Raw genomic sequence first — 20,983 nt, 5'->3', positions numbered from 1 at the left:
ATGCATTTTTGATTTAACTATGTTTCGAAAGCTCTCGATATTTTCTAAAAAAAAAAAGAATCCAAAATCGGGATTTCGAAATAACAGAATAATCAGATCGTTCTTACTTGCTCCTCAAGTTTTAGTGAGAAATGAGGTTTCTAAAGAAGCCTGTGTGTTAAGTTATTATGGTTTGTTTAGCTGCATTCCAATACTCGTATTTTTCTTAAGGTTATCCCAGCATCTTTTTGTAAATCTCGATTGGAAAGAATGGCTTCTTGTTAAATTTCCTGATTATAAAGGACCGATTCTAGCAATTGTAGAGGCTGCATACCGCTCTACAACCAGCAATATTGGTTTAGTGCTGGTAGGAAGCTTCTTTGTCTTTTGTTGGGCAGGGATTCTTATGCTTTTGTCTTTAGAAGATGGTTTGAATAAGATTTTTAGAACGGGTTGGACTCCGATATCTGTACAGAGATTGATCGCATATTTGATCATCACGCTTGTTAGCCCGATGATTTTTATTATTGTTTGTGGGTCATGGATTTATATTACCCAAATTATGCCTGTAGAATATGCGAAACTCTTTTCTTTAAGCCACTCTATTACTGTTTTATATGTTTTTTCACGGTTAACTCCTTATCTATTCATTTATTTAGCGTTATTTTGCTGCTACGCCTTTTTACCTAGGGTCTCTGTACAAAAGACAGCAGCATTAATCGCTGCCTTAACAGCAGGAACTCTATGGATTATTTTTCAGAAGGTTTTCTTCTGCTTACAATTCTACTTATTTAACTACAGTTTTACTTATGGAGCTTTGGTCGCCCTACCTTCATTTTTACTCCTTCTTTATCTTTATGCTATGATTTATCTTTTTGGAGGATCGTTTACTTTTCTTATTCAAAATCAGGGATGTAATTTTATTCTTCCTACAGAAAAGTACTTGCCAAATTGCTATATAAAACTTGTGGTATGTACCTATATTCTTTCTGTGATATCCAGAGATTTTGATACGGCTTCAACGCCCCCTACAGCAAAGACTATAGCAAAGCATTCTAAGATTCCTATTGGAGAGATCTCCCAATGTTTGGATATTCTAGAAAATGAGGGTTTAATTCTTTCTTATAAGAAAGCGTATAAGCCGACGCATAATATTTCAGGACTCACTATTAAAGATGTAGTAGAGCAACTCCTTCACCTGAAAACTTTCAATCAAATCCACCCAGACACAGCGTTAAGTTTAATACAAAGTAGTCTGAGAAATATATTCGATCAAGCAACGAAAAGTACTTACAACTTAACTCTATCAGATATCGCTGGAAAGATAAAATGAAACGAAGATCCTGGTATAAAACTCTAGGGATGAGTGTAGGCTTGGGAATTTTCCTAACGTTTATCTATTTCCTACCACCTCTACTTTCTCAAGGATCAGGGAAATATCTCTTTCTATCTTTGATTCATAAGGAAACAGGACTATCCTGCGATGTTGAAGATTTAAAACTATCTTGGTTAGGACCTCAATACGCTAAAAAAGTAAAAGTTATAGGAAAAGATAAAGTTGGGGAACTGTTTTCTGCAGAGAAGATAGAAATCGACGGCTCTTTACTAAGATTACTTCTTTATAAACGTCCTAAGGGTATAGCCTTATCGGGATGGTCACTACAAGTTGATGAGTCCTTAACTATAGACAAACCTTCAGTAGGAAATCTCGATCCCGGAGTGTTTGCTTCTTATTTAGCGCATAGCTCCATACTTTCCGAACACGGATCTATAAGTATGAAGACAGTTAAGGGCTCCACATTGGTACTATCAGGATTTTATGTTGAAAAGACTCCCGAAAAGTTAATCGTTAAAGGTGTTGTTACCGAAGATAATATTACCGGAAGGGTATTCATAGAGAGTATATTCTCGCCGAAAGTCAATATCACTGCAGAATTAAACTCCGTACCCGCATCCTTTTTTAAACTATTTATAGCCTCTCCTATCACGGACCGTATTCTTTCCGAGGAGGATATTATTGATCTCCATGCCGCTGCTACTCATAATAATGGGAAAATCCTTATGACGGCAACAGCTCAAGGAAGTCAAATCCAAGCGAAACTTCAAGGATACATTCATCAGTCCATGTTCTATATTGTGGAAGGCAGTCCTTCATTTATAGAGCTGCAACCAAAAATAGCTTCTCTACTATGCTCAGAGTTGCTTTCCTTTCCCACGAAAATTTCTAGTCAGAATATTCGTGCTCATATCTCTAATGCTAAAATTCCTTTAGATTTCACCCAATGGAGAAGAATAGAGACTACACTACAAGCGAATCTTCCTTTAGTTTCTTTATCTCCGAAAGATCCAAATCTTTCTGTGCAAATGAGAAATGTCGATATAGGAATTAAAAAGAGCTCCCGTTATACAAATATCCGAGGATCTTCGGTAGCTGTATTTGGAGGCGCAGCACAATCCTATATTAATGGGATTATGACTATTGATAATAAAAAACAACGTACAGAATTTCTCCTACAACAATCGATGCTGCCTCATACGTATTTGCGCGCTCTATTTCCTCGACCTTTTGTGATTAATCTACCCTTAGAAGTTCCCTATTATTCTCTAGAGATTCGAGGTGAATATAAAAATTCACAATTGAAGGCTGAAGCAGATCTCGATAACTCTCTGTTAAAGATGAATTGTACGTCTTCAGGAACCTTACAAGCTATGTTATTCCAAGGTAGTGCTACTTACCATCTTGAAGACAATTTAAAGAAGAAATTCTCTCAACAATTTTCCTATGCTGAAGCTACATTTTCAGGAAAAGTACAAGTAGCCCAAAAACACCTCTATTTCCCCAAGTTTTCAGGAAAAATTACTGCTGGAGAAAATGAAGTTTTCATTCATGGAAAATTTGGAAGACCCAACGAACCCATACGTCCTGATACTTGTTCTACTTTAGTTCATGGAAAACTTTGCAGCCTTCCTTTGAGTATGATTTCTTCAAGATTAATGCCCCTACAACTTACCAAAGCAAGCTTTTCTTTTCATACGGATGGTGCAAGATCTTTGACTAAGGGAAATGTACAACTTATGATTGAAGATCCTGAAGATCCTATGCTTCCTCCTTCTAGGATTCTTATTCCTGATGTTTTGGTTTCTGTTGTGGATCCTCAAAAGCCTGTGGATGTCAATAATATAAAAATTCAAAGTGCTGGAGAAGTCATTGATTTCCCTGTCGATAGGATTCTTAGGATCCAACAAAAAGAAGCCAATTTATCTACCTATATTGGCCCTACGGGAGATATGACATTTTCCGTTCTCTATAATCCAAAAGAGGAAGACAGACTTATTCTCCACTCTTCTGTTAAGACAGAAGCTCTCAAAGGTGATGTAAAGTTAATTATGGATGATTCCCTAACGTTATCTTCAAAAACACAAGGGACTTTACAATGGGAAATCACTCCCGAACGCTATGCAGGGTTCTTCGAAAAAGCTTCGTGCTCGCCATCATGTACATTGCATAGAACAGCTACAGCTAGATTAGATATTTATAAACTCTCCTGCGCTCAGCAAAAATCTGGACTTTCCTGTCTTTCCTTACTTACAGAAGGAGGTTTTGAAGGATCATTATCGACAAACCCTCTGATTTTCTATGATCATGTATCTAAAGAAACCTTCATTATTAGCAATTTATCAGGATCCTTATATTCGAGTAATCTAGATACTAAGGTGCAATATGATCTTCAGGGAAGTTGTCTTGTTCCAAATCAAGATAATAAAACTTCTGCAGAATTTCTTATCCAAGGTTCTGTAGAACACTTGCTAAATCCACCACAAAGGGAATTTGAACAAACTGCAGAATGGAAACATATTCCCTCCGCATTCATCACAGGAATATTTCCCATTTCTCCTAATGTAAAAATTAAAGTTTCTTCGTTAGCAGGACAAAGAATTAATGTGGCTATGAGTCATCATTTTCTCAGAGGAGAAGGACCTATAACGGTAAAAGTAGATTCTGCGAATCTTCAAGCGTACATCCCCCTCATCTTAAAAGAAAAAGCCATTCTTCTAGAAGACGATCTTGTAGCTACCCTACATATTAACGAAGAAATCAATAAAGCATTTTTCCAAGAATTTAACCCGTTAATTTCAGGAAACGCTTATTCGCAGCACCCAGTTTTACTACAAGTAAGCAAAGAGAATTTCTATCTTCCGATTTCTCCTTACTCATTTGAAGAATTTCGAATCCAATCTGCAAGTTTAGACTTTGGTAAAATTTCCATAGCAAATACAGGAACCATGTACGACCTATTTAAATTTTTGGATATTGAAGAGAGTAAGCAGTTCGTAGAGTCATGGTTTACACCTATATTCTTCTCAGTACAAAAAGGCACTATTATCTGTAAGCGATTCGATGCGCTAATTGATAATAGAATACGTCTAGCTCTCTGGGGAAAAACCGATATTATTAAAGATAGGATTTCTATGACATTGGGAATTGATCCTGAAGTCATTAAAAAATATTTCCATAATACCTCACTAAAAACAAAGAACTTTTTCCTTATCAAAATTCGAGGATCTATCTCCTCTCCAGAAGTGGATTGGTCCTCAGCTTATGCACGTATTGCTCTACTAAAGAGCTATACAATCGCAAGCCCGTTCAGTACCTTAGCGGATAAACTCTTCTCCTCTTTAGGAGATTCAACTCCCCCGCAAACCGTATCACCATTACCCTGGGAAAAACCTCAAGAGACACCTAAAGATAACAACACTAATAAAAACAAATAATTTTTTATTATCAATATTAATAATAAATAATATTTTATTAATTAAAATTGTTTCATTAATGTGCGAATTATAATTAATTATTTGCATAGGATAAAACTATGAGAAAGCGAAACTCTTTCTTTAATCCCACAGCTAACCATAAGAACGAGCCTCTAGCTTCTATGATTCAAAAAACCATAACAATGGTAGAGAAGATAAAGGGAAATTCACAAGATCCAGTGAGTGTAGATCTCAGTAAGATTCACACAGACATTCAAGAGATCAAGATAATTTTAGCAAAACATACTAAGGATATTGATTGTTTATATACAAAAAAAACAGATGAGAAAGTTCAGGATTTAGAAACGGATATGAGTCTTATGAAACTCTCTCTTCATAGTCTTTTAGAAGAATTAAATGGTTTAAAGACTCTTATAGAAGAAGGAATAGATGACTCACTCAATGATCACAATTATCTTGTCCAGGCAGTTTTAATAGAGATCTATCAGAAATTCCTACCTCTTTCTGGAGGGATGCTCACAGGGAATATTGATATGAATAATCATACGATTTTAGGATTGGAAACTCCTAGCAATCCTAAAGATTCTCACGCGGCATCGGTGGGATATGTGGGGAGACAGTTACGTCCTATAGTCGATAAGCTTAATGAAACATATGAAAAAACTAAAAGCCATGACAATTCGATAACAACTTTTAACTTTCAAATGATGCCAGTATCAGGAGGGAAATTTCGTGGTATTGTAGATATGGATGGTTATAGAATTACAGGATTAGCAAATCCTAAAGAACGATCTGATGCAATATCCTTAGATTATCTCGAGCGTTATTTAGAAACGCGATCCCTTCCAGAAGGAACTGTAGAAACCATAACATCACCTCAAGTTGCGCATGTAGAAACTAATCTGCTTTATTCAACGGGATTGAGTCATGAGGTGGACTATCCCCTCCCTCTAGACTTGCTTTCTCAAGGAATATTAGGATTTACTTGGGGAGCAAGAAGTTCCTCATTCTCAGGAAAATTTCCTATAAATTCTTTAAAATATCAGCTATCCCATGAAGATCAGCACTGTTTCGTGTTAGATGATAACATTTTATATGGAAAATATCCTGGAATCTATACTTGGGATTTGACTCTTAAAGCTTTGATCCCCTCAATCTTAGAATGCAAACAGCTTAGCATCAAATTGAAAACTCATTACGATTACGTTGCTTGGAATGATAGGGAAGAACTTCGAAGTAATACGAGCTATGTTGAGATACCTCTACATCATGCAGGAACCACGATGATAGGAGGACATAGTTATGATATAGTAGAGTTAGCTCCTGGAAATTCTCGGGTATTTACTATTCCGGAAAACTGTGGCGGCATATCGATATATTTAGAAAATAATCAGGAGGGAGCTTCCCCTCAAGATCTTTATATTGTACAAGCTGCCTGCTCTTGTAGGTGGAGACGCTAACTAATATTAGAAAACAGCTGCATTTTTGCAGCTGTTTATTACAAATATTTATCGTGCAGAGTTTAAATAGAGATTGAGAGGATGATCATTATCTAAAGCTCCGTAACGTTTATCGTACGTGCTAACAATTTCTCCCTGATCCACAAGATAAACACGGTCTAAACATCCCTGAACAAAGTGCATGTCGTGAGTAGAGACCCCTAATGTAAGGTTTTGATCTCTTAAGGATTCAAGAAGGCGTCTAAAGGCAGAAGTTGAAAAAGGATCTAATGCGGATGTAGGCTCATCAAAAAGTAGTGTGCGTTTATCCATACATAGAGAGCGGACTATAGCAACACGTTGTTTCTGTCCTCCAGAAAGATGATGAGGATAGCTTGTAGCAATGTCTTCAATGTCTAAAAGCTTTAAAAGATCAAAAGCCCTGTCTTTAGCCTCTTCTTTACTTCTACGCTTTACGATCATTTGAGGATGCATACAGTTATCTAAAACTGTCATATGAGGGAAAAGCTCGGGTTGTTGGAAGACTAATGCCGGAGTCTCTCCTTCTATAGAAATATCCCCACTTGATGGCTCCACCAAGCCTACAAGAGCACGTAATATGGTTGTTTTCCCAGAACCGCTCTTACCGACAAAGAGTGTAATATGTCCCTCCTCTAGGGAAAATGATACTTTCGATAAAATGTGCTTGTCGTTTATTGAATAAGCAAGATTTCTTACCTTAACAGTCATAACCCCTCCTTCTTTCTAGCAATCTAGCGACATAAGAAAACAACGATGTCATAAGCAAATATAGAGCAGCGCAGATGCTATACATTTCCATAGGATTTAGCTCTCTAGAAACGATATCTTTACTTACTTTAGTAAGTTCAGGAACACCCACAACCATCAAAATACTACTTTCTTTAATCAAGGCAACAAACTCATTTGTTAAAGAGGGTAGGATATTTTTAAAAACTTGTGGATAGATAATATACACGAAAATCTGCGACTTTTTATAGCCTAAAACTTTAGCAGACTCCCACTGTCCTACAGATAGAGCATTAATTCCTCCGCGGATATTTTCTGCAAGATAAGCCGAGGAATTGATACTTAAAGCAATTAATCCAGCCATTAGTGGGGTGGGATCCAGCCTAATAATGGAAGGAAGACCAAAATAAAATATGAGAATTTGAATGAATAGTGGTGTACCTCGAATTACTGTAACGTAGAGATTTCCCAACCATCGTGTAATGCGACATGGGAAATAACGTGATGTGATTGTTCCAATAATTAAACCTAATAAGGAGCCACAAAGTATGGAAATTCCGCTAACGAATAACGTATATCCACAACCACGCAGTAGCACCTTTGCTGTAGCAGCCAAATGTTCCATAAATCAGCTATGCATATTTATTTACTCTCAAAGCATAATCATGCGCCTAATCTGAAAAAACTAGCAAGAAGTTTTCAATGTCTTTGACTATCAAGGGAATCATTGACTCTGCACTCGGTGTAATAAAAATTGTATCATCACCAGCTAAAGTTCCTAAGATGTTTTCTGAAAACTTATTGTCAATTAAACCTGCTATCCATGAAGCAGAGCCCGGAGCTGTCCGGATAACGATTAAAGAAGAGTTATGACGAATAGAAAAAACCAAATGCTTAATGTTAGATTCGTCTATTGAAGGAGGAAGAGAGTAGCGCGCTCCCTTTTCCCCAGGGATCTTTATTGCATGGACCTTTCTTAACCAGCGAGACACGGAAGATTGTGTCGTTGCAATTCCTAGAGAAGAGAGTTTTTCGCAAATTTCTTCCTGAGTTGAAGCTCCTTCTTTATTTAAAATTTCTTTTAAAGCTTCATCAACTGCTATATTTTTTTTCATTTTGCCTCTTGAAGTTTTCCTTGCTCATATTCAGAAGACCGCTTTACTATAGAGTACTGGTTTATATTTTTCTTTGGTTTTTATGCTTACCCTGGGGTTGGAAAGCTCTTGTGATGAGACGGCGTGTGCTTTAGTAGATGCTAACGCGCAAATCATAGCTAATGTAGTCTCTTCACAAGAAGATCACGCATCTTACGGGGGAGTTGTTCCTGAATTAGCCTCTCGGGCTCATCTTAAGGTGTTCCCTTCTGTTGTGAAATCTGCTTTAAAAGAGTCGGGGGTGTCTTTAGAGGATATTGATCTTATTGCAGTAACAAATACACCTGGATTAATAGGTTCTTTAGCTATAGGCGTTAACTTTGCCAAAGGTTTAGCTATAGGATGTCAAAAACCAGTTATCGGCGTTAATCATGTCGAAGCGCATCTCTACGCAGCCTATATGGAAGCAGAAAATATAGAGTTCCCTGCTTTAGGATTAGTGGTTTCCGGAGCCCATACGGCTATATTTTTTATGGAAGATCCTTTGACTTACAAGTTGATAGGAAAAACTCGAGACGACGCTATAGGAGAGACTTTTGATAAGGTAGCAAGATTCCTCGGCCTTCCTTATCCTGGAGGCTCTTTAATAGAAAAAATTGCATCTCATGGATGTGAGGAATCCTTCCCTTTTTCTCCTTCTAAAGTCCCGGGATATGACTTGTCTTTTAGCGGATTAAAAACCGCTGTTCTTTATGCAATTAAGGGTAATAACAGTAATAGTCGTACCCCCCTTCCAGAGCTTTCTGAAAGCGAAAAAAATAATATTTCAGCATCTTTTCAAAAAGCTGCTTTTACGACCATTGCACAAAAACTTCCTAATATTGTAAAAAAATTTTCGTGCAGATCGATACTTGTCGGAGGGGGAGTAGCAAATAATAGGTATTTCCAAAACTTATTGAAAGACACTCTAAATTTGCCTTTATACTTTCCTTCTTCTAAGTTATGTACGGATAATGCTGCAATGATAGCAGGATTAGGACGAGAGCTGTTTCTCTCAGAAAAAACTACTTTAGGAATCTCTCCATGCGCAAGATATCAATGGGAATCTGTCTCAGCTTCCTTATCTCTTCTTCCCTAATGCTTCATGGATGTAAAAACTTTCATAAACCACAAGATCATCTCTCTATAAATATGAAAGATGATCCGCGGTCTTTAGATCCTCGCGAAGTTCGCTTGCTTTCAGATATTAATTTAATTAAGCATATTTATGAGGGATTGGTTCAGGAAAATACTCATACAGGACATTTAGATCCGGCGCTTGCAGAAAGCTATTCTTTATCTGATGACGGAAAGACATATACCTTTCATCTAAGGCAAGCATATTGGAGTAATGGTGATCCCCTAACTTCTGAAGATTTTATTGCTTCTTGGAAACAAGTTGTAAATCAAGAAGTTTCAGGGGTATATAACTTTGCCTTCGATCCTATTAAAAATATTAAGAAAATCCAACAAGGAATACTCTCTGAAGAGGATGTAGGTTTTCATGCTGAAGATGATAAAACATTGGTTATCGAACTAGAATCCCCAACTTCACATTTTTTAAAGCTGTTAGCTTTGCCTATTTTTTTTCCTGTTCATAAAGATCAACGACAGTCACAATTGGCCTTACCCATTGCTAGCAGCGCCTTTTATCCTAAAAAAATTAAACAAAAGCAGTGGCTACGTCTTGAGAAAAATCCTTACTACTACAAGCAAGAGCAAGTTAAAACTCAAACAATCACTGTGCATTTTATTCCTGATGCAAATACAGCTGCTTTATTATTTAATCAGGGCAAGCTTCACTGGCAAGGTCCTCCTTGGGGAGAGCGTATTCCAACAGAAACCCTATCGCATTTACAATCGAAGGGAAGTCTTCATTCTTTTGATGTTGCAGGAACCTCCTGGTTAACTTTTAATATAAATAAGTTCCCTCTTAATCATACTAAGCTAAGAAAAGCTCTTTCCTTAGCTTTAGATAAGGAATCATTGGTTTCCACAATATTTTTAGATAGAGCGAAGCCAGCTCAGCATTTATTGCCAAATAGTTTACATACTTACCCAAGTTTAGAATTTCCTTCTAAAGAACAACGTAACTATCTAGCTAAAAAACTTTTTCAAGAGTCTTTAGAAGAGCTGAATATCTCAGCAAAAGATTTAGAGAGCCATTCGTTAGTCTTCCCCGCAGGTTCTTCAGCAAGTGCTTTACTTGTTCAGATGATTCGTGAGCAGTGGAAAGATATCCTAGGATTTTCCATTCCTATAGCAGGAAAAGAATTTGCTCTCTTACAAACGGAGTTAGCTTCAGGACATTTTTCATTAGCTACAGGAGGATGGTTCGCAGATTTCTCTGATCCTATGGCGTTTCTAACAATTTTTGCTCATCCCTCAGGAGTGCCTCCCTATGTATTGAACCACAAGGATTTCATGACACTCTTAACAACTATCCAAGAAGAAAGAGATCTAAAAAAGCGTAACGAACTAATTTCACAAGCATCTCTATATCTAGAAACTTTCCATATTATCGAACCGATTTATCATGATGCTTTTCATTTTGCATTAAACAAAAAGCTATCGAATTTTAACTTTTCTCCTACAGGAGTCGTGGATTTTCGCTATGTTAAAGCACCCTAATCCCCCTATAGATAGAAAAGTCCTTTAGTAATATGCTGCTGGCATACAGATTTTTGATTGTCTCTAAAGAAATAGATTTAGAAAACTTAAACAATTTGTTTCTCAAGCGGCGTTATATTTAGAAAACATTCGTAATCTTCTATTTCACCTTAAACAAAAACGTATCCAATATTGACTATTTTCCTACTGTCGTTATGCAACAGTCTCCTGATTTTAAATAAAAAGATAGGGTTAAATACTTAGTCAAATAGAAATTATTCTTAGTTGAACCTCACTATAATTTAAATCTAGATATCCAATTTCATCTGAATATGAATTCGCATATTTAGGAATAAGTAAGTTTCTTCATGGTTATTTTTATTCTTTTTTTGTTATTCTATAGATTTTTAGCTATGTCACGAGGCCCTAAGCACGATGGAAATGACAAGTAATGAAAATAAAGATGGCGGGAGAACTTTGCCTCCATGCCCCCCCTGTGTGATGGTAATCTTTGGTGCTACCGGAGATCTTACAGCACGGAAGTTATTTCCAGCATTGTATCATCTAATCAAAGAAGGTAGACTATCTGAAAATTTTGTTTGCGTAGGTTTTGCTAGAAGAAAGAAAAGTCATGAACAATTTCGCGAAGAAATGAAGCAGGCAATACAAAATTTTTCGCGTGCTCAGGAGATCGATATTCGTATTTGGGAAGAATTTGAGTCTCGTATATTTTATCATGAATCAAATTTCTCTTCTTCCGAAGGTTATGCTTCATTAAAAGAGAGACTTGAAGATATCGATAAGAAATACGGAACACAAGGGAACCGTCTATTTTATCTATCAACACCTCCAGATTATTTTCCCGAAATCATTGAAAACATTAACAAGCATAACCTTTTCTATCATGATCAAGGAGAAGGTAAACCTTGGTCTCGAGTAATTATAGAAAAGCCCTTTGGTGTCGACCTACAGAGCGCTAGAGAATTACAAAAGTATATAGATGATAATCTAGATGAAAATTCTGTCTATCGTATAGACCATTATCTAGGAAAAGAAACCGTACAGAATATCCTTACGATACGTTTTGCTAATACCTTATTTGAATCTTGTTGGAATTCCCAATATATTGATCATGTGCAAATTAGTGTTAGCGAATCTATAGGCATAGGTACTCGAGGTAACTTCTTTGAAAAATCAGGAATGCTTCGTGATATGGTGCAAAACCATATGATGCAGCTTCTGTGTCTATTAACTATGGAACCCCCTTCGATATTCAATTCTGAAGAAATTAAAAAAGAAAAAATCAATATTCTTAAAAAAATACGTCCATTTTCTAAAGAAGATGTTGTCCGTGGACAGTATGGTCCTGGAGAAGTACAAGGTGTATCTGTTCTTGGCTATCGTGAAGAGGAGAATGTGGCTCCAGATTCTACGGTGGAAACCTACGTAGCATTAAAGATGTTTATCGATAATCCGCGTTGGCTAGGAGTCCCCTTTTATCTTCGAGCAGGAAAGCGCCTTTCTAAACGTTCTACAGATATTTCTATCATTTTCAAAAAATCCTATTCCACTCTATTCGAGTCCGAGTCTTGTCCTGTATGTCCTGTAGAAAACGATCTTTTAATTATCCGTATACAACCAGATGAAGGTGTTGCACTGAAATTTAACTGTAAAGTTCCTGGAATGAATAATATCGTACGTCCTGTGAAAATGGATTTTCGCTACGATACTTATTTTAAAACAACAGCTCCAGAAGCTTATGAGAGATTGCTTTGTGATTGCATTTTAGGTGATAGGATTTTATTTACCTGTAGCGATGAGGTTATGGATTCTTGGGAGCTCTTTACACCGATTTTAAAGCGATGGGAGCAAGATTCTTTTGATGTGCTTTTCCCTAATTATGTTGCTGGATCTTCAGGCCCTAAGGAAGCAGAGGAGCTTCTACAAGCGGATGGAAGAAGTTGGCGGCCCCTGTAACTTAATTTTATTTTGAGACGATTATGGCAACATTAGTTAACTTTAACGACACAAATAAACTCCTCCTCACAAAGAAACCAGAACTATTCATTGATCTGGCAAGTAAAGATTGGATAGCAAGTGCTAATAAATCAATCAAACAGCGAGGAGCTTTTTACGTTGCTCTTTCTGGAGGAAGGACTCCCCTAGAAATTTTTAAAGAAGTCGTACAAAATAAAGAAAAGATTTCTGATCCTACAAAGATCTTTCTATTTTGGGGAGATGAAAGAAATGTCCCTCATACATCTTATGAAAGTAACTACGGACAGGCTATGAGTATTCTTCGGGATTTGTATATTCCTGAGGAACAGATTTTTCGTATGGAAACCGAAGACCCCGATGGAGCTAGAAAATACCAGGATCTCATAGAATCTATAGTTCCCGAAGCAAGTTTTGATATGATTATGCTTGGGCTAGGTGAAGATGGTCACACCCTTTCATTATTTCCAAATACACAAGCTCTAAAAGAACAAGAGCGTCTAGTCGTGTTTAATGAAGTTCCTCAATTAGAAACTGAGAGAATGACTCTTACTTTACCTGTTGTCCACAAAGCAAAACATATAGTCGTTTATGTTCAAGGAGAGAATAAAAAGGCTATTATCAGTAGTATATTTTTCCCTAAAGATAAGCAGTCACAGCCTTATCCCATAGAGCTCATTGGACAAGCGAAAACTCCCCTATTTTGGATTCTTGCTGCGGATGCTTATGATTTGAAAGATTTCGACTCAATTTCCTCACTTTATAAATTAGATGTTATCTAATCTATAAATTCGCATCTCCAATCTAAGACAAGAAACTTTTTCTTCCTTAATTCCGTCCCGATCTTGTGGCTTCTTCATAACTTGGTGGAAGGTCAGAATAGGGGGGAGGATTATCCGAATAGGGAGGAGGAGCACTTGGGGTTGGAGATGGATGCCCGGTGCCACGTGGGAATTGTTGTTCTATATTTAGATAGGCGCGTTCCATTTGATTAAATAGCCTTTGAGGATATTTTGTTATGGACTGTTGTGCAATCACTTGACTGATTGTGTTGTTATCGTATTCATTAGGATTATTCAGGATTTGGTCTGCAACCATAGAATAGAGAGTTGCATTGTTTAAATGTAAAACAGCGGCTTGTTGTTTTTTCGCCATATGTACAGAGGCGATGATAAAGCTTATGAATCCAATAAGTATTAAGCTTCCTCCCCCAGCACAACAACCAATAATAGCGGCAGAAATAGCGGCAGCAGCTAGAGGCCCAGAGAAGAAAATACCCAATATAGCTCCAGCAGCTAATGCCAATAGAGCAATAGAGCAAATAATAGCACAAACCAGGAAAGCAATTTTGGAAGCTCTATAATTTTTGTAGGCAGAAATTAGTTCTTTATTTGCCTCTAAACTAATTAGAGCAGCTGATTTCGATCTAGCACCTGCCTGATCATTAATACGGAAGTCTCCTACACTGTAGATAATATCTTTGTTAGAATGTTCTAATCTAGAAATCTCTTTAGAAGCACTATGGATTTTCATGGAGCTTAAAATAGCAGACCCTAAGGAAGAGCCAAAAATTCCTAAAATTAAAGTGGCAAGAATACCAAAAACAAAAGCAACAATAACAGAATCTCCGTTGCCTCCTGATCCTCCACGACACAAATTACATAGAGCATTAATCCAAAGAACATGCTCGACACAGCGGAAAACAGCACCCGAAGTCGACATTATAGCGAATGCTGTTTCTAATTCAGGAGCCGTTCCCGTAGGCTGCAAAGCAGGGCTTGTTGCTGCTAATCTATTTATTGATACAGAGTTCGCATGAGATCGATTGAACAAAAAACGTTTGGCGGGAGAATTCGGAGATAGTTCTGTAAAATCAAGAGATCCTTCATTCGTAAGATTTACAATCGCATAGCGGACATTTTCGTTAGATACTAAGAGCTTATTATTTAAAGAAGGAACCGTCATATTTCTGATTTCTTATGTAAAATTAAATAATCAGGAAAGATTATAAACTATTTCTATTTTTAGTTCACTATCATTATTTTTTAATTAACAAACCAACTCTTTACAATTTCTTTATTTTTAAAAAAATCTTTACCATTTAATCAGATGAGCTAAGTACGCTGGAGAACTTTCCATAAAACAAATAGCTGAATCTAAAGATCCTAGACTTGCGTATTCATTTTGATCAGCTTTGCAAACGAGTATCAACCCTTGAAGAATAGAACCTATTAAAGGTAAAAGTATAAAATGCTCGGTGATTATTTCTGTTCTTAATCTACCAAAAGCTTGTCTTAAAGACATTTTCTCATCCCCTCTACATGGAGCAGTAATGAAATGGAGCAGGAATTTTAATGTTTTAGCAACTATTTTTATAAGTAAAATGGCCCAGGCTAAAATACTCACAATCACAGAGGCTACCGGAAATGTAATGAGATCAAAAGCTACGCACAAAGCTTTTTGCGAAGTTGTATAATCGCTGGTATCTTCATTACCGAAAGTTAAATAACACGCCATGGTCAATCCTCAAACTTGATAAATATTAATTTCTATTACTTTGATTTCTTATTCTATCTTCTTCCATAACCTCTTCATAAGTTGGTGGAAATTCTACATAAGGAGGAGGAATAAGAGGGGGAGGAGGCATGGAACTCCTTCTAAGAGAAGTGGAAGAAGTTGAATTAGACGTAAGCATATCTCTTGTATTCTAGTTCTCTCTACATGTTCCATTTGTTCCATATCGCGCCTTCTCATGGATTCTTCAGAATGAGTGAAAAAAGGAAAGACTTCAGGATCCAAAAGATTGTTATGGGGACTCAAACAGTTTCTAGCTACGATAGAGGCAAGATTATCAGAATTTTGGTCAGATACATGAATTTGTTCGCTAATTTGCAGACAAAGTAGCGAACGGTGAATAGAATCAACTGCAGATTGTCGGCGATTATGGCTACAATTAGTTTGTGGGATAGAAAGCATTCCTAAAAGAAGAAAGGCAAGACCTGCCCCACCTAATGTCCATGCTGCCGGAGACATAAGAAATGCGTCTGAAAAAATACCACCAGTATTAAACGCAAATGCACATCCTACAATGAACGATATAATGGCTAATACTGAAAGTATCGCTGTAGCGAGGCAAAATATTTTCCAAGCAAGTAGAGATAATGCGGATTTTCTAGCGTGATTTAAAGCTGCTGCTGAAGCCAGATAACCGCCTCGTTTAAATGAAGATATGCTATTGTCTTTACTAAGAAGTTTTAAGATTTTTCTCTCATTACGATAGAAAAGAAAACTCTTTTGTATAAGGAAACAGATGCTAACGATATTCTTTATTACGTTACCCAGCGTATTTCGATAGACGGCATTAATCACAGTATAAAGTTCATGAACAAGCAAAAGAAAAAGATTAGAACTTTCTGCTAAGTTAAAACAGAAACTCCCTGGTTGAGAGGGAAATATTGAACATTCGAATCCGAGTTTTACTGCAGAAGTCGTTTCTTGCTGAAATAGTGGAGCCGTTTCTGAAGTAAAAACATTGCTTATGATTGCTAGATTATTGATATCATGATTACCGACAGGTTGGGAGTTAATCAGTTTAGTTAAGGGACCAGATTCACATTTTATAATTTCATAAATAGGACTCTTTTTTGTGATGGAATCTAAAAAACCTAAAACCATGCTGTTAGGATTAAGATTATCTATAGAATTTGCCATTAGGTTAGTTATTTTAATAGTAAAATAGGAAATTAACGAGCAATTATATTTCGGACACGCCCTTTATTTCAAATCCTTTTAAGAAATCAATCTAAGTTATTCAGCTATATTTATTAATGATTTTTACGGCTTAGTGATTTCCAAATAGACATTGATTTTTCTATTCTTGTATTTTTAATGTTTAAATTTTTATTCGAGAGTTTTTCTTTGATGCCGATTTAGAGCATTGATGATAAACTCCTAATTGTATGTAAGAGCCTTTTTCAGGCAAAGACTTGATAGTAGCTATGTTAAAGAATACATTTTATATTATTATGGGACCGCCAGGATCGGGTAAGGGCACTCAATCTCAACGTCTTGCTAATCAACTAGGCCTCCCTCATATCAGTTCGGGAGATCTTTTTCGATCTGCTATAAAATCAGCCACTGTTTTAGGAATCAAAGCTGCAGAATATATTAATAAAGGACTACTTGTTCCTAACGATCTTGTTTGGGAGCTTGTACAAGAGACTTTAAATAAGCCCGAGTGTCAATCTGGATGTATTATTGATGGATTTCCTAGGACTTTAGATCAAGCAATTCTTTTAAATGATTTTTTAGTTAAGTCTAATGCAGACTACCGAGTGATACAGTTAGATGTTTCTGATGAGGAGATTATTCGAAGAATTCATTCTCGATTTATTTGCCCTTCGTGTAATTACGTATATAACCAAAGCCAAGGTTTTAATGAATGCCCAATATGTCGTGTTAAGTTGGTTCGTCGTTCTGACGATACTTTAGAGGTTATTTATAAGAGATTAGAAAATTATGAAAAATCTACAGCTCCTGTAGTTAACTATTATGAAGATCTAGGAAAATTAACACGTATTCCTTCTGAAGTATCTCCTGATGAAGTTTTCCAAAGTATCCTATCTTGTATAGAAGTCTAGGCTTACAAGTAAATTTTTACTATGGAGAAGAAAGATGAAACACTATCAACTTTATGCATCTGTTTCAGACCTTTCCTCTATGAATGGTGATTTAGAGACACAATTACTTTTTGGAGAGCGTTTACTTTTTACTAAGGACACATACTATGCTTACTCTCAGCTGATTCATGATCACGAGATTTGGCGCCCCTATCCAGTTAAGCAGGTGTCTTCAAAAACTTCATTTTCGTGCCCATCTCAATACATTCTACCCAACGCAGTTATTAAGTCTTTTAATGCCTTTTTAGAACCGTGGCATATACCCTTACCCTATGGTTCTCCATTATCGATCGATTCTCGAGGTAAAGTAAAACTTCCTGAAGAAATTAAAAATGAAATGAAGTGTCCTTTTGATAAGGAAATTCCTTTTTGTAATATTAATCACGTACGTTTTTATGGCGCACCACTATCTATGGATCTTTTACTTAAAGAATCGGAGAGTTTTTTAGATCTTCCCTATCTATGGGGAGGCCGCTGTATTCACCACTCTCTCATAGATCATGGGTTAGATTGTTCGGGATTTGTGAATATTCTATTTCAAGCGAATGGATTGAGCATTCCTAGGAATGCTAGAGACCAATATAAAGATTGTGACCTCGTTGAATGTTTTAAAGATCTTCCTCTGGGAGGTTTTGTTTTTCTTCAGAATGATCAAAGCACACAAATTTCCCATGTAATGTTAAAGAAAAGTCCGACATGTTTAATTCATGCAACTCAAACTCTTGGTAAGATCGTGTGTTTCTCTTTAGGAGTAGATATAGAGTTCAGGAAAGATAGATTTCAGACTTTGAATCACCAAGGACAAGCATTTTTCGGAATACCTAGAAAAAGAAAAATCTTCTTCTAAATAGGATATAAATCAAAAAATTTTTAAAATTGTTGTGGGATTCTGAAAACAAAAAGCAAGCGAATTATATTGAGAAAATACCTTCGCTTGCTTTTGATAAAAGAACGGATTTTATCGTTTAGAGAATTGGAAGCTCTTACGTGCTTTCTTATGTCCGTATTTTTTACGCTCTTTCTTTCTAGGATCTCTAGTAAGAAAACCGTGACTTTTTAATTCTTGTTTTGAATCAACGTTCTTCTTCAATAAAGCTCTTGCCAACCCTAAACGAGTTGCAATTACTTGTCCTTGAATTCCACCACCGTTTATACGGATAACTAGATCATATTCATTAATGTTTCCGAGAACTTTCGTTAATGGGGAAAGAATAGTAACTCTTTGAATTTCTAGAGGAAAATACTCATTAAAGGCTTTACCATTTACATCAATTTTACCAGTTCCTGGACGAAGGCGAACGCTAGATACCGCTTGTTTTCTTCTTCCAGTAGCTACTGATTCTTCTATTGTACTTTTTACCACAACTTACCCCAAATTAAACATCTAATAAAATCGGTTTCTGAGCTTCGAATGTCTTGTAGCAATCCCCTTTTAATATTCTTAGAGATTTCAACTGACGTTTACCCAAGCGAGTTTTGGGCATCATACCTTTAATTGCGTGCTCGATAATATAAGATGGTTTTTTAGCTAACATATTTTCGAAAGGAATTTCACGCATTCCTGAAATATATCCCGTATAGTATCGATATATTTTTTGACCTTTTTTAGCGCCTGTTAAATGCACTTTTTCAGCATTGATAACGATAACACCATCACCCATAGCTATGTGAGGCGTATAAGTCACTTTATGCTTGCCTCGCAAGATTTTTGCCACCTCTGAGGAAAGCCTTCCCAAGGTTTTGCCTGTAGCATCGATAACATACCACGACTTATTCTGAGCATCAGATGCTTTAGCAATGGTTGTTTTCGTGTCTTTTCTTTTTTCCATAGTAATATAACCGCCTTATCAGAAGGGGGAATTATAAATTTGTGCAATTTTTTTTCCAAATAAAAAGCAACAAAAGCAATCTTGAGATGCATTTCCAAAAGATAATTAATATAAATTGATCCTTTTTGATAAGGTAAACTGAATCTACTTTATGCTGCTTATAGAGTTATAGGGAGGCATTCCCCTTGTATTCATTAGGCTATTAAATGCTATTTACTCTAAATAAGGTAGCTTTATTTTTATTTTACAGAATGAGAGATCGGATATTGTTTTTGTCTTTTTTAAGAATCTTATTTACAGAATCATAACAAGTAAAACATAGCATCATCACAATAAAGTTTTTAGTAGAACTATCTGATTGCTATAATGCCTCAATGGAAAATACACTTCGATTCTCGTTTGTGTGCTTACAGACACCTAAGTTATAGGATTTTTTCAATCCTAATTCATATAAGCTCAATTATAATTTTTTAATCAAATCTGCGTGTCCTAGGGTGTTTATTATGTCAGGAATTATTTTACATTCCCTTTTTAAGAATGATTGCCGATGCCATGCCTCTTATCCTTTTGATAGGCGTATTCAAGATCGTTTGACTATAGCCATTATCATGGCTGTTATTTCTTCCATTAGTTTGATTTTAGCAATTATTCCAGCAATTATTATGGCCACTCCTATAGGATTCATCTGGGCTGGAATTTTTGGTGGTTTAGCACTCACGTTCTTTGTTTTTGCAATATTAATAAATTACTTAAGAAAGAATATGCCTGAGGGATTTAAGGAAGTCTTAAAAGAAAATTATCCCCATGCCTTTTGTGATTTTATTCAGAAAAATCAACTGACTATTCAGGAAACACGTCTATTGCTCCATAGCTTAGATGAAGCGGGCGAAGATCAGGATATTTATTTTCATAAATATTTAGGAACTTTCCCTAAAAAGTTAAAAATAGCTTTGAATAAATATGGAATTTCTAAATTTATTGGTGATCTTCAACAAAGAGAGTTTATTTCTTTAGATACTGTATTAACTAGAAACTGTCCTATATATTGGTTAAAGAAATTTATAGAAATAGCTCCAAAATTCCCTACTAGAGAGCTTACTAATCCATCTCGTGAAGAAATAGCGTCTTATTGGTTAGGAAAAGTAGGAGGTTGTAGGAATGCTCAAACTATTTTTTTAAAAAATACCTATCTTATCGCTCAAAAGATATCTAGGGAGGATTTCGATACATGCTGTTTGTATGTTCGTAATGAAGATTGGGAAAATGAAGAATTGGAGGCAATAAAACATAGAATATCAGAAACATGTCTAGAGGTAGGAAGAGGAGGAGATGAAGATGTAGGTATTGACGTTACAAGATTTTTTAAAGGAATTCAAAATTCCTTGTTAGAATTATGTATACACGGTGTTTCTTGGGAGCAATTATGTTTAATTAAATCATTAGATTTTGAGAATTGGGACTTGCTATGCGCTCTTGATGGCAATAAACAAGGAGTACGTAAGTTTGCTGTTCCTTGTCTTGGAGAGGTTTCGGATGAAAAGCATCATTTGTATGAACCTTTGATTTCTCTTTTAACTTGGAAGGATTTTGATGATTTAGGATTGAAAAAGGAATCTATTTTTATGGGAGAAATAAGAAATCCGGAAAATAGATTGCTTAAATATTTTAGTAGACAATCGCGTTATCACATATCTATTGATCTATTCAATCAAGAGATGATTTTAGATCATCTTCCTAGATATAATTTAGATGTATCTACAGGAGCAAAAAGAGAGTAA

At 36.0% G+C, this 20,983-nt stretch carries 18 protein-coding genes; 10 read left to right on the top strand and 8 right to left on the bottom strand.

The window, feature by feature from the left end; all coding sequences use genetic code 11:
• The first annotated feature begins 19 nt into the window (after nucleotides 1-19).
• From H9Q19_RS05240 to H9Q19_RS05230, 3 genes are all read left to right on the top strand, one after another.
• Nucleotides 20-1,312 (top strand): YhjD/YihY/BrkB family envelope integrity protein, encoded by a 1,293-nt coding sequence (locus H9Q19_RS05240; protein ID WP_213240987.1) that lies wholly within the window; start codon nucleotides 20-22, stop codon nucleotides 1,310-1,312.
• Nucleotides 1,309-4,752, top strand: a complete 3,444-nt coding sequence (locus H9Q19_RS05235) for a hypothetical protein (protein WP_213240985.1) — start codon at nucleotides 1,309-1,311, stop codon at nucleotides 4,750-4,752. Before H9Q19_RS05240 ends, H9Q19_RS05235 begins: the two co-directional genes overlap by 4 nt.
• 98 nt (nucleotides 4,753-4,850) lie before the next feature.
• On the top strand, nucleotides 4,851-6,212 hold the full coding sequence (locus H9Q19_RS05230) for a hypothetical protein (protein ID WP_213240983.1): 1,362 nt from the start codon (nucleotides 4,851-4,853) through the stop codon (nucleotides 6,210-6,212).
• A gap of 48 nt (nucleotides 6,213-6,260) precedes the next feature.
• On the opposite strand, the gene H9Q19_RS05225 is transcribed toward H9Q19_RS05230, so the two are convergent.
• From H9Q19_RS05225 to argR, 3 genes are read right to left on the bottom strand one after another with little or no spacing between them, the layout of a single operon-like run.
• Nucleotides 6,261-6,941: an amino acid ABC transporter ATP-binding protein gene (locus tag H9Q19_RS05225; RefSeq protein ID WP_213240982.1), complete on the bottom strand. Its 681-nt coding sequence runs from the start codon at nucleotides 6,939-6,941 to the stop codon at nucleotides 6,261-6,263.
• Nucleotides 6,931-7,584 carry an amino acid ABC transporter permease gene (locus H9Q19_RS05220; RefSeq protein ID WP_213240981.1) on the bottom strand — a complete coding sequence of 218 codons (654 nt, stop codon included), beginning with the start codon at nucleotides 7,582-7,584 and terminating at the stop codon, nucleotides 6,931-6,933. The genes H9Q19_RS05225 and H9Q19_RS05220 overlap by 11 nt, the downstream gene beginning before the upstream one ends.
• A gap of 46 nt (nucleotides 7,585-7,630) precedes the next feature.
• The gene (gene argR, locus H9Q19_RS05215) at nucleotides 7,631-8,074 is read right to left on the bottom strand and encodes an arginine repressor (RefSeq protein ID WP_213240979.1); all 444 of its coding nucleotides are present in this window, start codon (nucleotides 8,072-8,074) and stop codon (nucleotides 7,631-7,633) included.
• Nucleotides 8,075-8,156: 82 nt separating this feature from the next.
• Between argR and tsaD the strand changes: the two genes are divergently transcribed.
• The 4 genes from tsaD (at nucleotide 8,157) to pgl (ending at nucleotide 13,479) form a co-directional block, all read left to right on the top strand.
• A complete protein-coding gene (gene tsaD / locus H9Q19_RS05210; protein ID WP_213240977.1) occupies nucleotides 8,157-9,191 on the top strand; it encodes a tRNA (adenosine(37)-N6)-threonylcarbamoyltransferase complex transferase subunit TsaD in 1,035 nt (344 codons plus the stop codon).
• On the top strand, nucleotides 9,137-10,723 hold the full coding sequence (locus H9Q19_RS05205) for a peptide ABC transporter substrate-binding protein (RefSeq protein WP_213240975.1): 1,587 nt from the start codon (nucleotides 9,137-9,139) through the stop codon (nucleotides 10,721-10,723). The genes tsaD and H9Q19_RS05205 overlap by 55 nt, the downstream gene beginning before the upstream one ends.
• A gap of 414 nt (nucleotides 10,724-11,137) precedes the next feature.
• On the top strand, nucleotides 11,138-12,679 hold the full coding sequence (zwf, locus tag H9Q19_RS05200; protein WP_213240973.1) for a glucose-6-phosphate dehydrogenase: 1,542 nt from the start codon (nucleotides 11,138-11,140) through the stop codon (nucleotides 12,677-12,679).
• A gap of 23 nt (nucleotides 12,680-12,702) precedes the next feature.
• A complete protein-coding gene (pgl, locus tag H9Q19_RS05195; protein WP_213240972.1) occupies nucleotides 12,703-13,479 on the top strand; it encodes a 6-phosphogluconolactonase in 777 nt (258 codons plus the stop codon).
• A 46-nt stretch (nucleotides 13,480-13,525) separates the two neighbouring features.
• On the opposite strand, the gene garD (H9Q19_RS05190) is transcribed toward pgl, so the two are convergent.
• The 3 genes from garD (H9Q19_RS05190) to garD (H9Q19_RS05180) all read right to left on the bottom strand — a co-directional run bounded on the left by garD (H9Q19_RS05190) (nucleotide 13,526) and on the right by garD (H9Q19_RS05180) (nucleotide 16,408).
• Entirely contained in the window at nucleotides 13,526-14,662 is a 1,137-nt protein-coding gene (gene garD / locus H9Q19_RS05190; RefSeq protein ID WP_213240970.1) for an inclusion membrane protein GarD, read from the bottom strand.
• 129 nt (nucleotides 14,663-14,791) lie between these two features.
• The gene (locus tag H9Q19_RS05185) at nucleotides 14,792-15,214 is read right to left on the bottom strand and encodes a hypothetical protein (RefSeq protein ID WP_213240968.1); all 423 of its coding nucleotides are present in this window, start codon (nucleotides 15,212-15,214) and stop codon (nucleotides 14,792-14,794) included.
• A gap of 93 nt (nucleotides 15,215-15,307) precedes the next feature.
• Nucleotides 15,308-16,408, bottom strand: a complete 1,101-nt coding sequence (garD, locus tag H9Q19_RS05180; RefSeq protein WP_249324517.1) for an inclusion membrane protein GarD — start codon at nucleotides 16,406-16,408, stop codon at nucleotides 15,308-15,310.
• 287 nt (nucleotides 16,409-16,695) lie between these two features.
• Here garD (H9Q19_RS05180) and H9Q19_RS05175 point away from each other — a divergent pair, with 287 nt between their 5' ends.
• Nucleotides 16,696-17,337, top strand: coding sequence for an adenylate kinase (locus H9Q19_RS05175; RefSeq protein WP_213242062.1), 642 nt, complete (start codon nucleotides 16,696-16,698; stop codon nucleotides 17,335-17,337).
• Nucleotides 17,338-17,371: 34 nt separating this feature from the next.
• Nucleotides 17,372-18,223: a C40 family peptidase gene (locus H9Q19_RS05170; RefSeq protein ID WP_213240966.1), complete on the top strand. Its 852-nt coding sequence runs from the start codon at nucleotides 17,372-17,374 to the stop codon at nucleotides 18,221-18,223.
• 111 nt (nucleotides 18,224-18,334) lie between these two features.
• On the opposite strand, the gene rpsI is transcribed toward H9Q19_RS05170, so the two are convergent.
• Nucleotides 18,335-18,739: a 30S ribosomal protein S9 gene (gene rpsI, locus H9Q19_RS05165; RefSeq protein ID WP_213240964.1), complete on the bottom strand. Its 405-nt coding sequence runs from the start codon at nucleotides 18,737-18,739 to the stop codon at nucleotides 18,335-18,337.
• 13 nt (nucleotides 18,740-18,752) lie between these two features.
• The gene (rplM, locus tag H9Q19_RS05160) at nucleotides 18,753-19,205 is read right to left on the bottom strand and encodes a 50S ribosomal protein L13 (protein WP_011006490.1); all 453 of its coding nucleotides are present in this window, start codon (nucleotides 19,203-19,205) and stop codon (nucleotides 18,753-18,755) included.
• A 503-nt stretch (nucleotides 19,206-19,708) separates the two neighbouring features.
• Between rplM and H9Q19_RS05155 the strand changes: the two genes are divergently transcribed.
• On the top strand, nucleotides 19,709-20,983 hold the full coding sequence (locus tag H9Q19_RS05155; RefSeq protein ID WP_213240962.1) for a DUF1389 domain-containing protein: 1,275 nt from the start codon (nucleotides 19,709-19,711) through the stop codon (nucleotides 20,981-20,983).

It is taken from the genome of Chlamydia crocodili (assembly GCF_018343815.1).
Lineage (GTDB): Bacteria > Chlamydiota > Chlamydiia > Chlamydiales > Chlamydiaceae > Chlamydia > Chlamydia crocodili.
Note: the sequence above shows the minus strand (reverse complement) of the source record. Positions and strands in the feature narration are given on the sequence as shown.